Annotated in this window: 16 protein-coding genes; 14 read left to right on the forward strand and 2 right to left on the reverse strand. The window is 66.3% G+C overall.

Annotated elements, in window-relative coordinates; translation table 11 throughout:
* The first annotated feature begins 49 nt into the window (after positions 1-49).
* Positions 50-268, forward strand: coding sequence for a hypothetical protein (locus C1932_RS20010; RefSeq protein WP_234412342.1), 219 nt, complete (start codon positions 50-52; stop codon positions 266-268).
* A gap of 16 nt (positions 269-284) precedes the next feature.
* A complete protein-coding gene (locus C1932_RS09715) occupies positions 285-1,529 on the forward strand; it encodes an N-acetylmuramoyl-L-alanine amidase (RefSeq protein ID WP_234412343.1) in 1,245 nt (414 codons plus the stop codon).
* 109 nt (positions 1,530-1,638) lie between these two features.
* On the opposite strand, the gene trxB is transcribed toward C1932_RS09715, so the two are convergent.
* Positions 1,639-2,610, reverse strand: coding sequence for a thioredoxin-disulfide reductase (gene trxB / locus C1932_RS09720; RefSeq protein ID WP_108761975.1), 972 nt, complete (start codon positions 2,608-2,610; stop codon positions 1,639-1,641).
* Positions 2,611-2,842: 232 nt separating this feature from the next.
* Here trxB and C1932_RS09725 point away from each other — a divergent pair, with 232 nt between their 5' ends.
* From C1932_RS09725 to C1932_RS09740, 4 genes are all read left to right on the forward strand, one after another.
* A complete protein-coding gene (locus tag C1932_RS09725; RefSeq protein WP_108761976.1) occupies positions 2,843-5,203 on the forward strand; it encodes a DNA translocase FtsK in 2,361 nt (786 codons plus the stop codon).
* Positions 5,204-5,238: 35 nt separating this feature from the next.
* The gene (locus C1932_RS09730; protein WP_108761977.1) at positions 5,239-7,170 is read left to right on the forward strand and encodes a DUF3857 domain-containing protein; all 1,932 of its coding nucleotides are present in this window, start codon (positions 5,239-5,241) and stop codon (positions 7,168-7,170) included.
* A 111-nt stretch (positions 7,171-7,281) separates the two neighbouring features.
* Entirely contained in the window at positions 7,282-7,920 is a 639-nt protein-coding gene (gene lolA, locus C1932_RS09735; RefSeq protein ID WP_108761978.1) for an outer membrane lipoprotein chaperone LolA, read from the forward strand.
* A 169-nt stretch (positions 7,921-8,089) separates the two neighbouring features.
* Positions 8,090-9,367 carry a replication-associated recombination protein A gene (locus tag C1932_RS09740; RefSeq protein WP_233614756.1) on the forward strand — a complete coding sequence of 426 codons (1,278 nt, stop codon included), beginning with the start codon at positions 8,090-8,092 and terminating at the stop codon, positions 9,365-9,367.
* Between the two features lie 158 nt (positions 9,368-9,525).
* Here the strand turns inward: C1932_RS09740 and C1932_RS09745 are convergent, their stop codons facing one another.
* Complete coding sequence (locus C1932_RS09745; RefSeq protein WP_159094520.1) at positions 9,526-10,095, reverse strand: hypothetical protein; 570 nt, start codon at positions 10,093-10,095, stop codon at positions 9,526-9,528.
* Between the two features lie 140 nt (positions 10,096-10,235).
* Between C1932_RS09745 and C1932_RS09750 the strand changes: the two genes are divergently transcribed.
* The 8 genes from C1932_RS09750 (at position 10,236) to C1932_RS09790 (ending at position 20,062) form a co-directional block, all read left to right on the forward strand.
* Entirely contained in the window at positions 10,236-11,246 is a 1,011-nt protein-coding gene (locus tag C1932_RS09750) for an alpha/beta hydrolase-fold protein (RefSeq protein WP_108761980.1), read from the forward strand.
* 123 nt (positions 11,247-11,369) lie between these two features.
* The gene (locus tag C1932_RS09755) at positions 11,370-12,749 is read left to right on the forward strand and encodes a YncE family protein (protein ID WP_108761981.1); all 1,380 of its coding nucleotides are present in this window, start codon (positions 11,370-11,372) and stop codon (positions 12,747-12,749) included.
* A gap of 53 nt (positions 12,750-12,802) precedes the next feature.
* On the forward strand, positions 12,803-13,858 hold the full coding sequence (locus C1932_RS09760) for an ABC transporter substrate-binding protein (protein ID WP_108761982.1): 1,056 nt from the start codon (positions 12,803-12,805) through the stop codon (positions 13,856-13,858).
* Positions 13,855-14,898, forward strand: coding sequence for an iron ABC transporter permease (locus C1932_RS09765; protein WP_108761983.1), 1,044 nt, complete (start codon positions 13,855-13,857; stop codon positions 14,896-14,898). The genes C1932_RS09760 and C1932_RS09765 overlap by 4 nt, the downstream gene beginning before the upstream one ends.
* Positions 14,895-15,656 carry a heme ABC transporter ATP-binding protein gene (locus C1932_RS09770; protein ID WP_108761984.1) on the forward strand — a complete coding sequence of 254 codons (762 nt, stop codon included), beginning with the start codon at positions 14,895-14,897 and terminating at the stop codon, positions 15,654-15,656. The genes C1932_RS09765 and C1932_RS09770 overlap by 4 nt, the downstream gene beginning before the upstream one ends.
* A 517-nt stretch (positions 15,657-16,173) precedes the next feature.
* Complete coding sequence (locus C1932_RS09780) at positions 16,174-16,920, forward strand: hypothetical protein (RefSeq protein WP_108761986.1); 747 nt, start codon at positions 16,174-16,176, stop codon at positions 16,918-16,920.
* Positions 16,921-17,426: 506 nt separating this feature from the next.
* Complete coding sequence (gene fusA / locus C1932_RS09785) at positions 17,427-19,463, forward strand: elongation factor G (RefSeq protein WP_108761987.1); 2,037 nt, start codon at positions 17,427-17,429, stop codon at positions 19,461-19,463.
* 326 nt (positions 19,464-19,789) lie between these two features.
* A complete protein-coding gene (locus tag C1932_RS09790; RefSeq protein ID WP_079221882.1) occupies positions 19,790-20,062 on the forward strand; it encodes a hypothetical protein in 273 nt (90 codons plus the stop codon).
* Positions 20,063-20,130: the final 68 nt, after the last annotated feature.

Raw genomic sequence — 20,130 nt, forward strand, 5'->3', positions numbered from 1 at the left:
CGGGGCGCTGCACGAGCGGCGCGTAGCCCACCACATGGAGAAATCAACAATGAAGGGATTGAAGCTTGTGTCTGCCGTGGTCGCGTACAGCCTGATCTTTGCATCACCTGTATTGGCTTCTGGAGCTCAGGTTGAAAAAGTGGCTGAGGATCCAGGTGTATATGCAGAGGTGGTTGCGCTGCTGGAGCGCGAGGCTGCGAGCCAGCTGACGCGTCATTTGCAAAAAAGGGGGGGAGCTGCGACAGATCAGCGTCAGCATCCGTATTGATATGAAGAATAGATCAATGACGATCAGTTTTGGCCCTGGATACCTTCCCGGCCCCGAAGGCAGCTATGACGAGCTCTTCCTGATCCCGATGGCGTCCACATTGAGGTTCTACGCCGAAAAATCAGGTCTGGACGTGAACGACATTGATTTCCTCTTTGACGGAAAAACCCTTGAGGAGTACTACCCTGAGGATCTGGCCGTTCCGCCACGGGTTCAAGTGAGGTCTAGGCAGACATCAGCCTTGGTCTCGGCAAGTCATGGCTACATCAGCCTACATCCTGGCCGGGAATGGGAGTTTCAGCGACCGGCGCCCCTCGGAGTTCAGGAGGACACACTGAGTCCGGCATATGGCGACGAACTTCAAGGATTGATTGAGCAACGTAGTGGATTGACGGTGCACCGGGCACGAAGTCGCTCTACGGAACTCCATCCGGAGTCAGGAAAGCCTTGGGAGCACATGTCATCTCGCTACCATCTAAAGGCGCTCTTTCCCGAGCGCACCGACATGTGGAACGAATTTCCGAACAGTCCAGAGCCTGCGCGCGAAAAGGACGAGGACATAAGGGCTCGTCCAAACTACGCCAACCATCTAGGTGTGGATGTAATGCTGAGCCTGCACACCAACGGCAGCGATTCAGCCAGCGTTCGTGGCACAGAGGTCTACTACCATCAGGAAAAACCGCAGGACAAGCTCCTGGCGGACAGTATTCTGTGTGCAATGCGGGAAGTCATCCGAGCGCAAGCTGGCTATCAGGATTTCCCGATTCGCGAAAGTTCCAACGCGGCTAGGCACGGCGAGAACCGAATCGGAACGATGCCATCGATCATCGTCGAGACCGCATATCACTCCAATCCCGACGATGTGGCCGCCTTGCAGGATCCTGTTTTCCGCGCGGCGTCGATGAAAGGTGTGGAGAAAGGCTATCGCCTGTGGGCGCAGGGGAAGACCTGCGAGCCTTTGGCGCTCCATCCACTCCCGGACGTTGAAGTCCCGCTCCAGGCGTCCCGCGATGTGAACGTCAGTTTTGGGGGTAATCCGCAATATCCGTTGGAGCTTGATGTCGTGGTAGCAGATTGCGATAGGCCCGGTGCCTGCACCCCGTGGACGGGACGTTTCGAGGTGCCGGATGCACCGGTGAAGTTTGCAGTGAGCTGCTCATCCACGCGTCCCGGAACGGTGCGCTGGAAATTGCTGATGCGTGATGCGGATGGTGTCGCCTCGGCGCCGATGGAGTTCACTCAGTCCTGCGTCCAAGCCTGACCGTTGCGGCCAGTGGACGGAATCTGTAGCGAAAACGGGCGCTTTCGCGCCCGTTCTCTTCTGTCGAGCATGGTCCAGTCGAGCATGGCTCGACTCTACAAACTCGTGGTCAGCTGGCCTTGCCCTGTGCGTCCAGGTAGCGCTCGGCGTCCAGCGCGGCCATGCAGCCGAAGCCGGCCGAGGTGATCGCCTGGCGGTAGTGCTGGTCGGCCACGTCGCCGGCGGCGAACACGCCTTCCACCGATGTCTGGGTGGCGTTGCCGCCCAGGCCCGAGCGGATTTCCAGGTAGCCGTTGTTCATGGCCAGCTGGCCGTCGAACAGCTGGGTGTTCGGGTGGTGGCCAATGGCCACGAAGAAGCCGTGGGCCTCGATGTCGCGGGTGCTGCCGTCCAGGGTCGACTTCACGCGCACGCCGGTCACGCCGGCGTCGTTGCCCAGCACTTCTTCCACCTGGTGGTGCCAGACGGTTTCGATCTTGCCGGCGGCGACCTTGGCGAACAGCTTGTCCTGCATGATCTTTTCCGCCTTCAGGGTGTCGCGGCGGTGCACCAGGTAGACCTTGCGGGCGATGTTGGACAGGTACAGCGCCTCTTCCACGGCGGTGTTGCCGCCGCCGACCACCACCACGTCCTGTTCGCGGTAGAAGAAGCCGTCGCAGGTGGCGCAGGCGGACACGCCGCGGCCCTTGAAGGTTTCCTCGGTTGGAATGCCCAGGTACTTGGCGGTGGCGCCAGTGGAGATGATCAGCGCGTCGCAGGTGTACTCGTGGCTGTCACCGATCAGCTTGAACGGGCGCTGCGACAGGTCGGCCGTATGGATATGGTCGAAGATGACCTCGGTCTCGAAGCGCTCGGCGTGGGCCTGCATGCGCGCCATCAGGTCCGGGCCCATCAGGCCGTGGGCGTCGCCCGGCCAGTTGTCCACTTCGGTGGTGGTCATCAGCTGGCCACCCTGCTGTAGGCCGGTGATGACCACCGGCTTCAGGTTGGCGCGGGCGGCATAGACCGCGGCGGTCCAACCGGCCGGGCCGGAACCGAGGATGACGAGGCGCTGATGGCGGGAGGGCAGGCTGGTGCTCATGTAGACTCGCGAAAAGGTAGATGGGACAAGGCGCGGCTGCGGTTTGCGCGGCAACCTTGGCTGGTCATAGAGTGGCGGCTGGGGCAGGGCGATTCAAGCCGATGAACAGAACGCGGTCGCCCACGGGCGGATTGACGCCGTTCTGGCGCCCGTTCGGCTGCGGTGACTGAAAACTGACGCCGTGTCGTTTATTATCAACCACTAACAGCGCATTCCAAAGGTATGGTCTAAGGTGGCGAAGCAGGTGCCCGAACGCTCCAAGTCCGACGACAGCAAGGCGTCGCGTCGCACGGCGGCCGCGGCAACGACCGACAATCCACGGCGCCAGCGGCTGTGGCGCGACCTGGGGCTGATCGCGATCGCTCCGGCGCTGCTGTACCTGGCCGCCAGTCTGTTTACCTATTCAGCCAGTGATCCCGGTTGGTCGCACACCGGCAGCGTGGTCGCGCCCGTACACAACATGGGCGGCCGTGCCGGCGCCTGGATTGCCGACGTACTGCTGCAGCTGTTCGGCTACATCGCCTTCCTGCTGCCGGTGGTGCTGGGCGCCCTGTCGTGGATCGCAATGTTCGGGCTCAAGCGCGAGGCCAAGGGCGACAACGACCTGGACCCGGCCTTGCGCCTGGTCGGCCTGGTTGGCTTCCTGATTGCCGGCACCGGCTTCCTGCACGTGCGCCTGTTCAGCGGTGATGTGTCCAGCGCAGGCGGCATCCTCGGCAAGCTGGTGGGCAATTCGCTCACCGTGGGCTTCGGCGCGCTGGGCGCCAATCTGTTCGTACTGGTGCTGCTGCTGGCCTCGATCACCCTGGCCACCGGCCTGTCGTGGTTTGCGGTGATGGAAAAGATCGGCCGCGGCGTGATGTCGCTGGCGCCGCTGTTGGAGCGCAAGAAGGAACAGGCCACCGAATGGAAGCAGACCCGCGCCCTGCGCGAGGAGCGCCAGGAAGTGCGCAAGGCCGATGCCGAGGTGCGCGCCAAGCGCGAGCCGGTGAAGATCGAGCCGCGCCCGGAGCCGGTGATCGAAAAGAGCGACCGGGCCAAGCGTGACAACCAGATTCCGATGTTCCGTGGCGTCAACGGCGACGGCTCGGACCTGCCGCCGCTGGCCCTGCTGGACGACCCCAAGCCGCAGCCCAAGGGCTACGACGAGGAAACGCTGGAAACCCTGTCGCGGCAGATCGAGTTCAAGCTGAAGGACTTCCGCATCGATGCGCAGGTGGTCGGCGCCTATCCGGGTCCGGTCATCACCCGCTTCGAGATCGAACCGGCGCCGGGCATCAAGGTCAGCCAGATCAGCTCGCTGGACAAGGACATCGCCCGCGGCCTGTCGGTGAAGTCGGTGCGCGTGGTCGATGTGATTCCGGGCAAGTCGGTGATCGGCCTGGAAATCCCCAATGTCACCCGCGAAATGATCTTCCTGTCCGAGCTGCTGCGCTCGAAGGAATACGACAAGGCGGCCAGCGTGCTGACCCTGGCGCTGGGCAAGGATATCGCCGGCCGGCCCACCGTGGCCGACCTGGCGCGCATGCCGCACCTGCTGGTGGCCGGTACCACCGGCTCGGGCAAGTCGGTGGCGGTCAACGCCATGGTGCTCAGCCTGCTGTACAAGGGCTCGCCGAAAGACCTGCGCATGCTGATGATCGACCCGAAGATGCTGGAACTGAGCGTCTACCAGGGCATTCCGCATCTGCTGGCGCCGGTGGTCACCGACATGAAGGAGGCCGCCAACGGCCTGCGCTGGTGCGTGGCCGAAATGGAGCGCCGCTACAAGCTGATGAGTGCGGTGGGCGTGCGCAATCTGGCTGGCTTCAACAAGAAGGTGAAGGACGCCGAGGACGCCGGCCAGCCGCTGATGGACCCGCTGTTCAAGCCCAACCCGGAACTGGGCGAGGCGCCGCGTCCGCTGGAAACCCTGCCGTTCATCGTCATCTTCATCGACGAATTCGCCGACATGATGATGATCGTCGGCAAGAAGGTGGAAGAGCTGATCGCCCGTCTGGCACAGAAGGCACGTGCGGCCGGCATCCACCTGATCCTGGCGACCCAGCGCCCGTCGGTGGACGTGATCACCGGCCTGATCAAGGCCAACATTCCCACCCGCATTGCCTTCCAGGTCAGCTCGAAGATCGATTCGCGCACCATCCTGGACCAGTCCGGTGCGGAAACCCTGCTGGGCCACGGCGACATGCTGTACCTGCCGCCGGGCACGGCCATGCCCGAGCGTGTGCACGGCGCGTTCGTGTCCGACGATGAAGTGCACCGCGTGGTCGAACACCTGAAGGCGATGGGCCCGGCCGATTACATCGACGGCGTGCTGGATGAAGTTCAGGCCCTGGGCGATGGCGTGGTGGTGGGGGCCACCGGCCTGCCGGAAACCAGCGCGGCCGGCGACGAATCCGACCCGCTGTACGATGAGGCCCTGCGCGTGGTGACTGAAACCCGCCGCGCCTCCATTTCCGGTGTGCAACGGCGCCTGAAGATCGGCTACAACCGCGCGGCACGCCTGATCGAGGCCATGGAAGCGGCCGGTGTGGTCAGCGCGCCCGAACACAACGGCGACCGCACGGTGCTGGCACCGCCGCCGCCGAAGTAAGCCCGCCACCGCCACCACGTCCAAGGAACCGACGCATGCATCGACTTCTTCCCCGCGTGCTGGCGCTGGCCTGCGCGCTGGCGGTCGGCCCCGCGCTGGCTGACGCCGGCGTGCCGCAGCCGGCGCCGCCGTCCACCAGCAGCGATGCCGAGGCCAGCAACAATTTCAGCTTCGTGCGCTATCGCGCCGACTACCAGGTGCGTGCCGACGCCGGCAACATACAGACCGAAACCTACGAAATCCTGCTCAAGACCAAGGCGGCGGTGGAGCAGTTCAGCCAGGTGCGGCTGAGCTACAGCGAGAAGATGGAAACGCTGGAGGTGGTGAGCGCCTACACGCTCACCGCCGACGGCCAGCGCCGCGACGTGCCGGCCGACCGCATCTATACCCAGGAAAGCTATTCCAGCGCTGCGGCCGCCATGTACGCCGACCGCAAGGTGCGGGTGATCGTGTTCCCCAACCTGGCTCCGGGCACGCGGTTGTTCTACCAGGTGCGGCGCACCCAGCTGACGCCGTATTTCCCGGGCTACTTCGGGCTGTGGGAAACCTTCAATGTGTTCACCCAGTACGACGATGCCGAAGTGACCCTGAGCGCGCCGGCCAACCTGCCCATGTACGTGGACAGCCGCGGCGTGCAGGGCAGCGACCGCCCGCAGGTGAAGAACGGCCAGGCGCAGTGGCGCTGGCGCTACCAGCGGCGCGAACCGATGCAGGCGCAGAACTGGTCGGCGGCGGTGTGGGAGTTCGGCCCTAACATCATGGCCAGCACCTACAAGGACTGGGCGCAGATGGGGCGCGCCTACCAGCTGAAGGCGGGGGAGGCGGCACAGGTGACCCCGCAGATCCAGGCCCTGGCTGATGAAGTGACCGCCGGCATCAGCGACCGCAAGGCGCAGGCCGATGCGCTGTACCGCTGGGTGGCGCAGAACATCCGCTACGTGGCGGTCTACCTGGGCAATGGCGGGCTGGAGCCGAACAGCGCGCAGAGCATCCTGGACAACCACTATGGCGACTGCAAAGACCATGTGGCGATTCTGGAAGCGTTGCTGGCAGCCAAGGGCATTGCCAGCTCGCCGGTGCTGATCGGCGCCGGGGGCGGGCCGACCCTGCCGAAGATTCCGGTGCTGGGCCGCTTCAACCACGCCATCACCTACGTGCCCGAATTCGATCTGTACCTGGATTCGACCAGCGCCTGGGCGCGTTTTGGCCAGTTGCCCGATGGTGATCTGGGCGCGCCGGTACTGCACACGCGCACTGCCAGCGTGGCGCGCACCCCGGCCAACGACCCGCAGCGCAATGCCACGGTGATGGACGTGCGCTTCACCTTCGATGCGCAGGGCAACCTGCGTGGCGAAACCGTGCCGCAGCTGGGCGACAACGCCGAGATCGGCATGCGCGCGCAGTTCGCCCAGCTCAATGCGCAGAACCGCGCACGGGCGGAAGAGTCGATCATGGCCGCGTCCGGTTTCGATGGCCGCGGGCAGCTGCAGCTGCTGGGCGTACCGGTCGACCTGACCCGGCCGTTCGGCTACCGCATGGCGTTCCAGGCCGAGGACTACGTCGACTTCGCCGTGGCCGGCGGCATGGCCGTGCCCGATCCGCCCGGTGGTGAATCGGTGCGCGGCCTGTACGCAAGCGCTTCAGCGCCGGACAACCAGACCCCGTTCTACTGCAATGCCAGCCTGCGCGAGGAAACCTATCGCCTGCAGTTCCCGGACAACGCGCCGATCATCGCCATTCCGGCCAGCCAGCGCTTCACCAACGCGGCCGGGGACTACCGGGTGGACTGGAGCCGCAACGGCCAGGAAGTGACCGTGCACCACCGCCTGCAGCAGAACGCGGTGCGTGGCCCGCAGGCGCTGTGCCAGCCGCAGGACTACGCCGCCTTCCGGGCGCTGTACCGGGAAGTGCGCCGCGGCTTCCGTGGCCAAGTGCTGTACGGCAGATTGCCGGCCGGCGGCAACTGAATCGCCGATGCACGCGCGGGGCGGCATAATGTCGCCCTGATCGCCCATTCATCTTTGCCCGGGCACACTGGCACCCAACTTTCCTGGCGCACGCGCCCACAGGATTCCCGTATGAACATCCGCTTCCGTCGTTTCCTTGCCACCACCACCCTGGCCGTGGCCTGCGCCGCCGCCGGCAGCGCCTGGGCCGGCGCCCGCGATGACCTGAAAACCTTCACCAGCGGCCTGAAGGGCCTGGACGGGCAGTTCAGCCAGCAGGTGTTCGACAGCCGCGGCAAGGTGAAGGAATCGACCGGCGGCCGCGTTGCGCTGTCGGCACCGCGCTTGTTCCGCTGGGAATACGTGCGCCCGCACGAACAGCTGATCGTGGCCGACGGCAAGAAGGTCTGGATGTACGAGCCGGATCTGGAACAGGCCACCGTGCGCGAGCAGGGCAAGGAAGAGCAGAACAGCCCGCTGACTGCACTGATCAACCCGGCGCTGCTGGAACAGCAGTACGACCTGAGCGAAGAAGCGGCCAAGCGTGACGGCCTGCAGTGGCTGTCGCTGTCGCCCAAGCGCGACACCGAAGCCAGCTTCCAGTACGCCGCATTGGGCTTCAACGCCCAGGGCCTGGCCAAGATGGAAATCACCGATGCCGTCGGCCAGCGCACCGTAATCACCTTCAGCGGCTGGAAGCGCAACCCCGGCTTCGCCGCCGGCACCTTCAGCTTCACCCCGCCGAAGGGCACCGACGTCATCGGCAATTGAGGTGTGACGCCGGGCATTGCCCGGCGCTACCTGGCCCTGGTAGGTGCCAACCTTGGTTGGCACGCTCTCGCGGTACAATGGCCCGGTGCCAAGACATCGTTCCACTTCCTTCCCCGGCCCCGATCTGCTGAGCGTTGATCGGGATCATCTGCGCCCGCTGGCCGAGCGCATGCGCCCGCGCACCCTCGACGAAATGGTCGGGCAGAAGCGACTGCTGGCGCCGGAAAGCGCGCTGCGCCGCGCGGTCGAATCCGGTCGCGTGCATTCAATGATCCTGTGGGGCCCGCCCGGTTGCGGCAAGACCACGCTGTCGCTACTGCTGGCGGAATACTCCGACGCCGAATTCCGCGCCATCTCTGCCGTGCTCTCTGGCTTGCCCGAAGTGCGCCAGGTGCTGGCCGAGGCCGCGCAGCGTTTTGCCGAAGGCCGCCGCACCGTGCTGTTCGTGGACGAAGTGCACCGCTTCAACAAGGCGCAGCAGGATGCGTTCCTGCCGCACATCGAGCGCGGCACCATCCTGTTCGTCGGCGCCACCACCGAAAATCCCTCGTTCGAACTGAACTCCGCGCTGCTGTCGCGCTGCCGCGTGCACGTGCTGGAGGCAGTGTCGCCCACGGATATTGTCGAGGCGCTGGAACGAGCACTCGGGGACCGCGAGCGCGGCCTGGGCGAGGAGCGCATCGAGGTCGCCCCCGAGCTGCTGCTGGAAATCGCTACCGCCGCCGACGGTGACGTGCGCCGTGCGCTGACCCTGCTGGAAATCGCCGCCGAGCTGGCGGGCGGGGAGGGTGGTCGTATCACCCCACAGACCCTGACCCAAGTGCTGGCCGACCGCACCCGCCGCTTCGACAAGGGCGGCGAGCAGTTCTACGACCAGATCTCGGCGCTGCACAAGTCGGTACGCAGCTCCAACCCCGATGCCGCGCTGTACTGGTTGACCCGCATGCTGGATGGCGGCTGCGATCCGTCCTACCTGGCGCGCCGCCTGACCCGCATGGCCATCGAAGATATCGGCCTGGCCGACCCGCGTGCGCAGAGCATGGCGTTGGAAGCTTGGGACATCTACGAGCGGCTGGGCAGCCCGGAAGGTGAGCTCGCCTTCGCGCAGCTGGTGCTGTACCTGGCCAGCACCGCCAAATCAAACGCCGGTTATGCGGCCTTCAACCAGGCCAAGGCCGATGTGCGCGAGAGCGGCACCGAAGAAGTGCCGCTGCACCTGCGCAATGCACCGACCAAGCTGATGAAGGAGCTGGGTTACGGCGCCGAGTACCAGTACGACCACGATGCCGAGGGCGGCATCGCCCTGGACCAGACCGGTTTCCCCGATGCGATGGGCGAACGGGTGTACTACAACCCGGTGCCGCGCGGGCTGGAAATCAAGCTGAAAGAAAAGCTGGACCGGTTGCGCGCCGAGCGCGAAGCAGCCAGGGCCGCAAAGCGTCTGTAGAGTCGAGCTTGCTCGACTGCTTCTCGCTCTTCGTAGAGTCGAGCTTGCTCGACTGCTTCTCGCTCTTCGTAGAGTCGAGCTTGCTCGACTGCCGGATTGAAAGCAGTCGAGCAAGCTCGACTCTACAAAAGCCGGGCCTCAGTCGAGCAAGCTCGACGCTACAAACGCCAATCGCCCTTGCCGCGCTTGATGGCGATCGGCACGCCCAGCTCCTTCTCCAGTTCAGCCGCCGCGGCCTGGTAGCGCGCATACGCCGCGTCATCCGCCGCGTCCACCAGAATGCGCCCGTTCACCGCATCGGTACCGATGCCGTGCGCGCCGGGGAACCGCGCGGCCAGCAAGCCGCTGGCAACAGCGGCGTTCAGGTCTTCAGTCGCGTAACGACTGCCTGAAACAAACTCGACCGTCACCTCGCCGCGCGGCCATTGCATGGTGCGCGTCTGGTACCGGGTGTCGCCCTTCAGCAGCACCACCACCTTTAGTGGGTTACAGGAAATGCGGCGCCCGGCATAGCGTCCGGGCAGCGCCACGCGCAGCCGCGCGGTAACGCCGGCCAGCTCCCGTTCCAGGGCAGCCTGGTCGGGGCAGGGGGTGATGTCGACATCGCTGAAATCCACGCCAGCGCGCTGGCCGGGGGAGCAGCCGACCGTGCCCAATGCAACGGCGCAGGCGAGGGCAGGGGCGAGCCTGCGCAGAACAGGCAGCAACGTGGATGAGGTATCGCGCATGCCGGCAGTATGCACACCGGGTGTGCACACGCGCGCGTGATACAGAGCGTGACGTTTGATCTAGGTGATAAGCATTCGCATCTAGGATAGACTGCGGTCCCTTGATGAAGAGGCGGCCCGGCCCGCCGCGTCCGTCACCCATGATGTTTTCCGCACGCTCCGTCGGCTGTCTGGCCGCCCTGATGATGGGGGTCCTGATGGCCGCTCCCTACGCCCATGCACAGCAGCGCAACCCGCAGCAGCTGATGGGCCGCACCGTGCTGGACGAACCTGCGTCCAGCTACCGCTTCGAACGTTTCGTGATCGACAGCCCGGACCAGCAGCGCCGCTGGCGGGTGAACGTGGCGATCCCGGCCAAGGCGGGCAAGACCCCTGCGCCGGTGCTGTACGCCCTGGACGGCAACGCCGTGGCGATGGTGCTGGACCAGCCGCTGCTGGCCGAGCTGGCCGCGCGCAAGGCACCGCCGGTGCTGGTGCTGATCGGTTATGACAACGAGCTCCGCATCGATTCGCCGTCGCGCACCCGCGATTACACCGCCTGGATCGATCGGGCCGACGACGAGGCCGGCACCACGCAGGCCACCGGTGGCGGCGCCGCCGCGTTCCTGGATGTGATCGAACGCCGCATCAAGCCCGAAGTCGAGCGTCGCGCGAAGATCGACCTGCAGCAACAGGCGCTGTGGGGCCACTCGCTGGGCGGGCTGTTCGTGCTCAACACGCTGTATACCCGCCCGGCGGCCTTCCAGTACTTTCTGGCCGCCAGCCCGTCGCTGTGGTGGGCGCAGGGCGCTGCGCTGGGCGACCCGGAACAGCAGTTCGTGCAGAACGTGCACGGCCAGCCGGCCAAGGTCTGGTTGATGCTGGGCGGTGCCGAGCGCGTGGGTGACCGCGGCAAGCGCGATATGAACAACCCGCGCGTGGTCGCGCACCTGCGCCGCATTGGCGGTGCCACCCCGGATGCGGCCCTGCAGCTGTCCACGCGCCTGGCCAAGGTGCCGGCGCTGCAGGTGCAGTACCGCGAATTCCCGGGGCTGGGCCATGGCCCGATGCTGCCGGCCTCGTTCCATGCCGCTCTGCATGAACTCTACGGCGTGGCCGATCGCAGCGAAGCGGATGGCAAGGCGCCGGCCGCGGCGAACGCCAACGAATGACAACTGCGCACGGCCAACCCGTGCGCCCCCCACTACCCAGGCTTGGCTGTCGATGTGCAGCGGCCCAGGCAACCGATGAATCCCGCGCCACGCGGCGCGGCCTACGTGTGCAAGGAGCCTTCCATGTCGTCCCGTTCTTCCTTCCGTCTTACTTCCCTGGCCGCCGGCCTGTTGCTGGCCGTTACCGCATCGGCGCAGCCGGTGTTCGACCAGCCGGCCAACGCGACCTTCAAGGGCCAGGTGGTCTCGCGCGGCGAAAACGTGGTGCCGGGCAGCACCGCAGATGTCACCGGCCGCGGCTTCGTGCCCGGCCAGCAGATCAGCCTGGTGCGCGGCGATACCGTGCTGAACAGCCAGCCGGTGGTGGTTGATGCCGATGGCAACTTCAAGACCCAGCTGGCCATCCCGGCCGATGCGGTGCCGGGTACCCACCCGGTGGTGGTGCGCGCCAGCCAGCCGGCGGCCGCCACCGTGCTGAAGCTGCGCATCTCGCCGCAGCTGCCGCTGTCGGGCCAGCAGCAGTTCGCCACCCAGTCCAACAAGCTGGTGCCGGGCCTGTACCAGTCGGCCTACAGCGCCGCCAGCAACGCGGTGTTCGTTACCTCGGCTGTGGGCCGCCCGCCGGTTACCCAGTCGCAGCTGCTGAAGCTGGACCCCAAGAGCCTGAAGGTGAGCAAGGCGATCACCCCGGCGCAGGTGCCGGGCAGCACCAACGGCGCGGTCTACGCGGTGTACGGCGTGGGCGTGGATGACACCAACGGCAACGTGTGGGTCACCAACACCCGCCAGAACACCGTGGCCGTCTACCGCCAGAAGGATCTGTCGCTGGTCCACCAGTTCCCGATCGATGCCGTGCCGCATGCGCGCGACGTCGTGGTCGACGGCACCCACGGCAAGGTGTTCGCTTCGGCAACGGGCGAAGACCACCTGTCGGTGTTCGATGCCAAGACGCTGAAGCCGCTGGAATCGATCACTCTGGAATCGGGCGTGGATGAAGGCAAGTTCACCCCGATGAGCCTGGTGCTGGATGAAAAGGCCGGCAAGCTGTTCACCGTCAGCATCGGCACCCCGGAAGCGGCGGTGATCGACGTGGCCAGTGGCAAGGTGGACAAGGTGATCGACCTGGGCAATTCCATCAGCGCTTCGGGCGTGGCCTTCGATGCGCAGCAGAACCGTCTGTACGTTGCCTCGCAGGGCACCGACAACCTGCTGATCGTCGATGTGGCCAGCGGCAAGGTCGTGCACGATGTGCCGGTCGGCGCCGGTGCACTGAACGTGGCGTTCGATGACAAGAGTGGCCTGGCCTATGTCACCAACCGCGGTGCCGGTACGGTTACCGCAGTGAACCGCGATGGCAAGATCGTCGGCAACCTGGATGGCGGCACGCTGCCCAACCACGTGCGCGCCGACGGCAAGGGCAATGTGTTTGCCGTGAACAAGTCGCGTGGCGCCGAAGACCCCAAGGGTGACCGCATCACCCGCATCAGCCTGCGCCAGCCGTAACCCCCGTGCCGGGCGGGGGCAGTGCCTTCGCCCGGCAAGCAAGGAGAATCTGCATGAACTTCGCTTCCCATCTGCGCCTGTGTGCGCTCCCGTTGGCCGTTTCGCTGGCGTTAGCCGCCTGCGGGGGCAGTGCGCCGCCGGCCGCGACCGATGCCGCTGCACCGGCAGCTGGTTCTTCCACTGCTTCGGCAGGCGCTGCACAGGAACTGCCGGCCGGCTGGCAGCACGTGGCAGGCGCGGATGTGCCGGCCCTGCGGGACCAGAAGGCCGCACTGCCGACCACGGTGGCCAGTGATGATGGGGCGCAGGTGGAAGTGAAGGATGCCAGCCGGATCATTGCCGGTGGCGATGACGTGATTGCGGTGCTGGAAGCGCTGGGTGCCGGCAAGCAGGTGTTTGCCGCACCCACCAACACCACCACCCAGGCCGGTCTGGCGGCGCCGCATCAGTTCCTGTTCAACCGCACCACCGGCGTGGAAGGCGTGCTGGGCCTGCAGGGCTCGCTGTTCCTGGGCAACAGCCTGCGCCGCCACACCGAACTGTCGAAGAAGCTGCGCGAGGTGGGCGAGCCGGCCGTGGTGGTGGACGATCTTCAGCCGGCGCCGGACAAGGTGCGCAAGATCGCGGCGGCGATTGGTCTTGCCGATGCCGGTCAGACCCTGGCCACCCAGGTGCAGCGCCAGCTGGATGAGGCGGCCGGGATCGGTAAGGGCCTGACCCATGCGCCGCGCGTGATCCACGTGTCGGCCACCGGCGCGGGCGGCCTGCCCACAGTGGCCGGTGCCGACAGCGCCTCGGCACAGCTGATCGCGCTGGCCGGCGGCGTGAACATCGGCACCGAGGCCGGGGTGAAGAACTATTCGCAGTTGAGCAACGAGGGTGTGGTTGCCGCGGCGCCGGAGGTGATTCTGGTGACCGAGCACGACCTGCAGCAGTTCGGCGGTGCTGATGGCCTGTGGAAGGCCTACCCGACCCTGAAGCAGACCCCGGCTGGCGCCGCCAACCGGGTCTGGGTGCTGCCGGATGTGCAGCTGAAGTACACCAGCGTGGGCTCGGGTGCGGGTGCGCTGGCGCTGGCCAAGGCCTTTGCGGCGCTGCCGCCGGCATGAGCCCTGCGGATCGACGCCGCCGTCGCGGGCGGGTGATGTTGCTGGTCGCGTTGCTGGCACTGCTGGGGGCAGTGCTGGCGTCGTTCGCCGTGGGCCCGCTGCGGCTGCCGCCGCTGGAGGTGCTGCAGGCGCTGGGGGTGAAGCTGGGGCTGGTCGATCCGCAGGCGGTCAGCAGCCGCGACCTGGCGGTGGTCTGGCAGCTGCGTATTCCGCGCGCCCTGTTGGGGGCGATGGTGGGCGCAGCGCTGGCCATGGCCGGTGCCAGTCTGCAGGGCCTGTTCGGTAACCCGCTGGCAGATCCTGGCATCGTCGGTGTCAGCCAGGGTGCGGCACTGGGCGCAGTGGCAGCCATCGTGCTGGGCGCGGCCGGTGCTGCGGGTTGGCTGGTGCCGGTGGCGGCCTTTGGGGGTGGCGCTGCGGCCATCGGCCTCACCTATGCGCTGGCACGCCCGGGTAAGGGCACGGGCAATGCCACGCTGCTGCTGGTGGGCATTGCCATGGCCGCGTTCTGTTCGGCGTTGATCGGTTTCCTGACCTACATCGCCAGCGAAAGCGAACTGCAGTCGCTGGTGTTCTGGCAGATGGGTTCGCTGGCACGCGCCAACTGGTCGGACGTGGCAGCGGTGCTGCCGCTGATTGCCATCGGCGTGTTCGCGCTGCTGCGGCTGGCCACGCCGCTGGACATGCTGGCACTTGGTGAGCGCCAGGCGCAGCACCTGGGCCTGGACGTGGCGCGCACCCGCCGCCGTCTGGTGGCGTTCAGTGCATTGCTGGTGGGCGCGGCGGTGGCATTTGCCGGCTCGATCAGCTTTGTCGGCCTGGTGGTGCCGCACGTGGCGCGCCTGCTGGTGGGCCCGGGGCATCGTTGGCTGCTGCCGGTATCGGGCGTGCTGGGCGCGCTGCTGATCGTGGTGGCCGATACCGCCGCGCGTACGCTGGACCCGCCGGCGGAAATTCCGCTGGGGCTGTTCTCGGCCGCGCTCGGCGCGCCGTTCTTCCTGTGGCTGGTGCTGCAGCAGCGCCGCAAGGTGGCTGCATGAGCGCCTTGCTGAGCCTGCGCGATGTGGTGGTGCGCCGCCAGCAGCGCGAGATCCTGCATGGCATCACCCTGGATTTCGCGCCGGGCACGGTCACTGCCCTGGTGGGGCCCAACGGTGCCGGCAAATCCACCTTGCTGGCGGTGGCTGCGGGCGACCTGCGCGCAGACGTCGGCGACGTGGCGTTGAACGGGCGGGCGCTGCATGCATACAAGGCTGGGCCGCTGGCGCGCGAGCGCGCGGTGATGCCGCAGGAACACGGCGTGCGCTTCGCCTTCAGCGTGGAAGAAGTGGTGGCGATGGGGCGCCTGCCGCATCCGCCGGATCCGGCCGTGGACGATGCGCGCGTGGAAGCCTCCATCTATGCGGCCGAGCTGCAGGCGCTGCGCCTGCGCGAAGTGCAGCAGTTGTCCGGCGGCGAGTCGGCGCGCACCACGTTTGCTCGCGTGCTGGCACAGGACACGCCGCTGCTGTTGTTGGACGAGCCCACCGCAGCGCTGGACCTGCGCCACCAGGAACGTACCCTGCGCAGCGTGCGCGCCTGTGCCGAAGCCGGTGCGTGCGTGATCGTGGTGCTGCACGATTTGAATCTTGCCGCCGGTTACGCCGACCGCATCGTGTTGCTGGAACAGGGCAGGGTGGCCGCCGACGGCACGCCCTCACAGGTGCTGACCGAAGCCAACCTGCAGCGCGTGTACCAGCAGGACGTCGTGGTGCTGCAGCACCCCAAGCGCGGCGTGCCGCTGGTAGTAGTGACCTGAGTCGCCGGGGTCAGATCCTTTCGCCCAGCGAAAGGCTCTGACCCCAGGGTCGGCGCCAGGCGAGAATTTCGGAAAAGTTGCATGGACCGGCACGGCAGGCCGATGGAATCCTGTGCAGCCCGCTTCCCACCGGCCTGCCACCATGAAGCTACTTCGTGTGACCGCCATTTCGGTCTGCATGCTGGCATCCGCAGGGTGCGTGCAGCACTCCGCCCCTGAGCGCGCGGCTGACACGGTCTGCCGAAGTCGTCTTGCGCTGCACGCAGACGCCTGTGTGGAGAAGGCCGTGGCATCGTTGAAGCAGATCGTGCAGGCGCGCGAGGAACCCCTCTCCCGGTGCGATCTTCGATCAGAGGAAGTTGTCCAGCCCAGCGATGTCGATCTGCCGGCGCGAGGACGGAATGCCCAGGGTCAGATCCTTTCGCCCAGCGAAAGGCTCTGACCCCAAGCAGCAAAGCTTCCGTTCGCGCCGCGACGTATCCTTGGCGGTTCGTTTTTCTTCAACGGAATGACCCCCATGAAAGCTCCCTTCGCACGTACCGCACTTGTCGCTTCGCTGTTTGCTTCGGCGTGTGCGGCCAATGCAGCCACGACCTCGGTGTCGTTGAGCAAGGCGGCCGACCAGGCCACCTCGATCGAAACGCGCAGCGCCAAGGGCAAGGGTGCCACGCCTGATCTGTTCACCACGCACTACTACGCGGGCGGTGAGATGATGATGGCGTGGGCCGACCAGCAGGTGCTGGTGCTGTGCAGGAAGTCTGCGTATCTGAAGCTGCCAGGCATGATGCCTGCTGCCAGCGAACTGCCGCTGGAGAAGCGGCAGATGATCGGCGCTCAGGCCATGATGGCCGGCTACACCAGCTATGCGGCCATTGCCGAGATGGTGGACGGCTCGATTGCCGTAGCCGACGATGGCAGCGAAGTGCGCCGCCAGGCCGAGCGCCCGTGGGCCTACGGTACCGAGCGCTACGATGTGACCAGCCAGCGCATGCCCAATGGCGCATTGCGGGTGCGCGCGGTGAAGACCGCCACGGTGAATACGGCCAAGCGCTCCAAGCCGGGTGATACCTTCAGTACGGACGAAGACCAGGACGCACGTCTGAGCGAGCTGGGCGCCGTGGGTAGCTGGACCGAAGTCACCTTCCATACCACCCCGCGCCGTGGCGAGGTCGATCCGGCGTACTCGCTGAAGGGCTGGGTGTCGGTGACCGGTGACAACGCGGCAACGGTTGCTGACGCGCGGCGGGTCAACGGCTGCGAGTGATCCGCCGTTGCAGGGGTCAGAGCCCTTGGCGTGGCCAAGGGATCCGACCCCGCGCCCCTGCCCGGGGTCGGATCCATTCGCGCAGCGAAATGCTCTGGCCCCACCACACCTCATTGTTCCACTGATGCGTGCAATGGCCTCTTGCGCGCCAGATTGGCAGGTCTAGAATGCGCACCATGAACCGGATGCCGCTCCTGAAGTTTTTCACCCTGACCCGCGCAAGCGCGGAACGGGCGTGTCTGCCTGGAGTGCCACGAAGCCGTTGATACGGCCATCGTTGGACCATCCACAGAGCGCCCTTCGGGGCGCTCTTTTCGTTTCCGCTTTTGTAGAGTCGACCGTTGGTCGACTGATTGTTCCAGCAGTCGACCAACGGTCGACTTTACCTTTCAGCACCCAAGGAGAACGTGCCATGCACCAGACCGCCGAGACCGAACGCTAGCCGCACGCCCTGTCGCCAACCGGGGGGTGCGGCCCCTGAAGTTGGCTTTGCAGGAACTTATCTCATGAACACCCAGACCCTTTCCCGTCGCCGCAACCTGGGCATCATTGCCCACATCGACGCTGGCAAGACCACGCTGACCGAACGCCTGCTGTGGAAAAGCGGCGAAATCCATCGCGTCGGCGAAGTGCACGACGGCAATGCGACCACCGACTTTTCGGCTATCGAGCGCGAGCGCGGCATCACCATCGGCGCCGCCGCCGTGCAGGCGCAGTGGGCGCCGCGCGATCTGCCGCCGCACCGGCTTACGCTGATCGACACTCCTGGCCACATTGACTTCGCCATTGAAGTGGAGCGGTCGCTGCGCGTGCTCGACGGTGCCGTGGCCGTGTTCTCGGCTGTGGATGGCGTACAGCCGCAGTCGGAAACCGTGTGGCGCCAGGCGCGCCGGCATGGTGTGCCGTCCATTGCCTTCGTCAACAAGATGGACCGCGTGGGTGCCGACTTCGGGCGTGTGCTGGAGCAGATGCAGGACAAGCTGCAGGCGCGGCCGTGGGCACTGGGCGTGCCACTGGGCAGCGAAAGCGCGTTCAATGGCTGGGTGGACCTGGTCGATGAGCGCGTGCTGCAGTGGCACGACGATGGCACCACTACCGTTTCGGCGTGGGACGATGCCGCGCGCACGCAGTGGCAGGCACATCGCCAGACCTTGATCGAGGCGGTGGCCGACCACGACGACGCGCTGGCCGATGCCTGGCTGGAAGGCCGCGCCATCGATGCGCAGCTGCTGCGCGCTGCGCTGCGCCGGGCCACCCTGGTCGGTGCAGGTGTGCCGGTGCTGGCCGGTGCGGCGTTCAAGGACAAAGGCATCGAGACGCTGCTGGACGCAGTGGTCGACTACCTGCCTTCGCCACTGGATCGCCCCGCGGTTACGGCCGCAAGCGAGCAGGGCGACGTCGCGCTGCCGCCGGACCCGGACGGTCCGCTGGCGGGCCTGCTGTTCAAGATCACCCACCAGCAGCACGGTGCACTCAGCTTCGTGCGGCTGTACTCGGGCACCTTGAAGGTGGGCGATGCCGTGGCCAGTTCGCAGCACCCGCAGGGGCGGCGCGTCAGCCGCCTGGTGCGGGTGCAGGCCGACCAGACCCACGACATCGAACAGGCCGTGGCCGGCGACATCGTGGCGGTGCTGGGCTGGAAGGATGCGGTCAGCGGTGAAACGCTGAGCAGCCGGGCGCGCCCGCTGCAGCTGGAAAACATCCAGGCGCAGGCACCGGTACTGGCATGGCGGTTGAGCCCGGCGCGGGCGGCGGACCTGATCCGCATCGCGCAGGGCCTGGCCAGCCTGGCCCAGGAAGACCCGTCGTTCCGTGTGGAAACGGATCGCGACAGTGGTGAAACCCTGGTCTGGGGCATGGGCGAGCTGCACCTGGAGGTGATGGTCGAGCGCCTGCGCAGCGAATGGAAGGTGGACGTAGGCGTGGGATCGCCGCGCGTGGCCTACCATGAAACGCCCATCAAGGCCGTTTCCGGTGTGGTGGGCCGGGTGTCCAAGCAGAACGGCGGGCAGGGTCAATTTGCCCACGTGGTGCTGGATGTCGCGCCGCGCGAAGATGGCGAGGTGGTCTTCAACGACCGCATCGTCGGTGGCGTTGTGCCGCGTGGCTTCATCGCCGCGGTGGAAAAGGGTGTACGTGCGGCGCTGTCCGATGGCCCGCAGGGTTACCCCGTGGTGGGTATCGAGGTGACCCTGGTGGATGGCGAAACCCATGCCAAGGACTCCTCGGAACTGGCCTTCCATCGCGCCGGGCTGGAAGCGGTGCGGGCGGCGCTGGCTGGCAGCGGCACCCAAGTGCTGGAGCCGGTGATGGAAGTGACGGTGCATTCGCCGTCGGCATCGGTGGGTGACGTGGTGGGTGATCTGAATCGCCGCCACGGCCGCATCGCCCGCATCGACGACCAGGACGGTCGCGCCGAGGTGAGTGGCTTTGCGCCGTTGGCCAACCTGGTGGGGTACACCACCGCGCTGCGCTCGCTCAGCCAGGGGCGGGCCAGCAGCGAAGCGCACCTGCACGGGTATGAGCCCGTGCGCGCCGCATAGCAGGGAAGGCAGGGGAGTCCGTTCGCGGGCTCCCCTTTTTGTTGTGGCGGATGGGGTGATGGGCGTGCCATCCACGCATGGCGTGGATCTACTGCGCCCATCGGCGCGTTGCACGGATGGTCGGCACGTCACGTCATCGGGGCGTTGCATGGATGGTCGCCACGTCTCGTCATCGGTGCGTTGCGCGCGGCGGTAGATCCACGCCATGCGTGGATGCGGGGTCATATCCGCCGCAATGCAACAAAAGCGCAGAAAAAGCTGGATTAAAGTGATGCCTCACGATAAATTGCGCACCCCCTGTTGAATTACCGCCGATCGCACCCGCCATGCGTGATGACAATGACCCCGGAACCCTGGAGTTGACCCTGCCGCGCAAACGCGGTCGGCCGCCCAAGTTCGGGTATGCCATGAGCGATGCACAGCGGGCGGCGCGCTACCGCGCACGCAGGGCAGGGCAGGCCAACCATGCCGATGTGCGCTCGTGCAGCGACATGGTGCTGCTGGACAAGATCCGCGCCGCCGTCAGCGCCCGCGACACCGAACTGGCCGGCTTCCTGGTCCACGTTCTGTGGCAGCGCTACCCTCTTCAGCTGAAATAATTCGTGGGCGGGGTGGCCGTGGCCACCCAGCTTGTTGATAATGCGGGGTTCAGGTTGTTCCCGCTGGC

This window comes from Stenotrophomonas sp. YAU14D1_LEIMI4_1 (genome assembly GCF_003086815.1).
Classification (GTDB): domain Bacteria; phylum Pseudomonadota; class Gammaproteobacteria; order Xanthomonadales; family Xanthomonadaceae; genus Stenotrophomonas.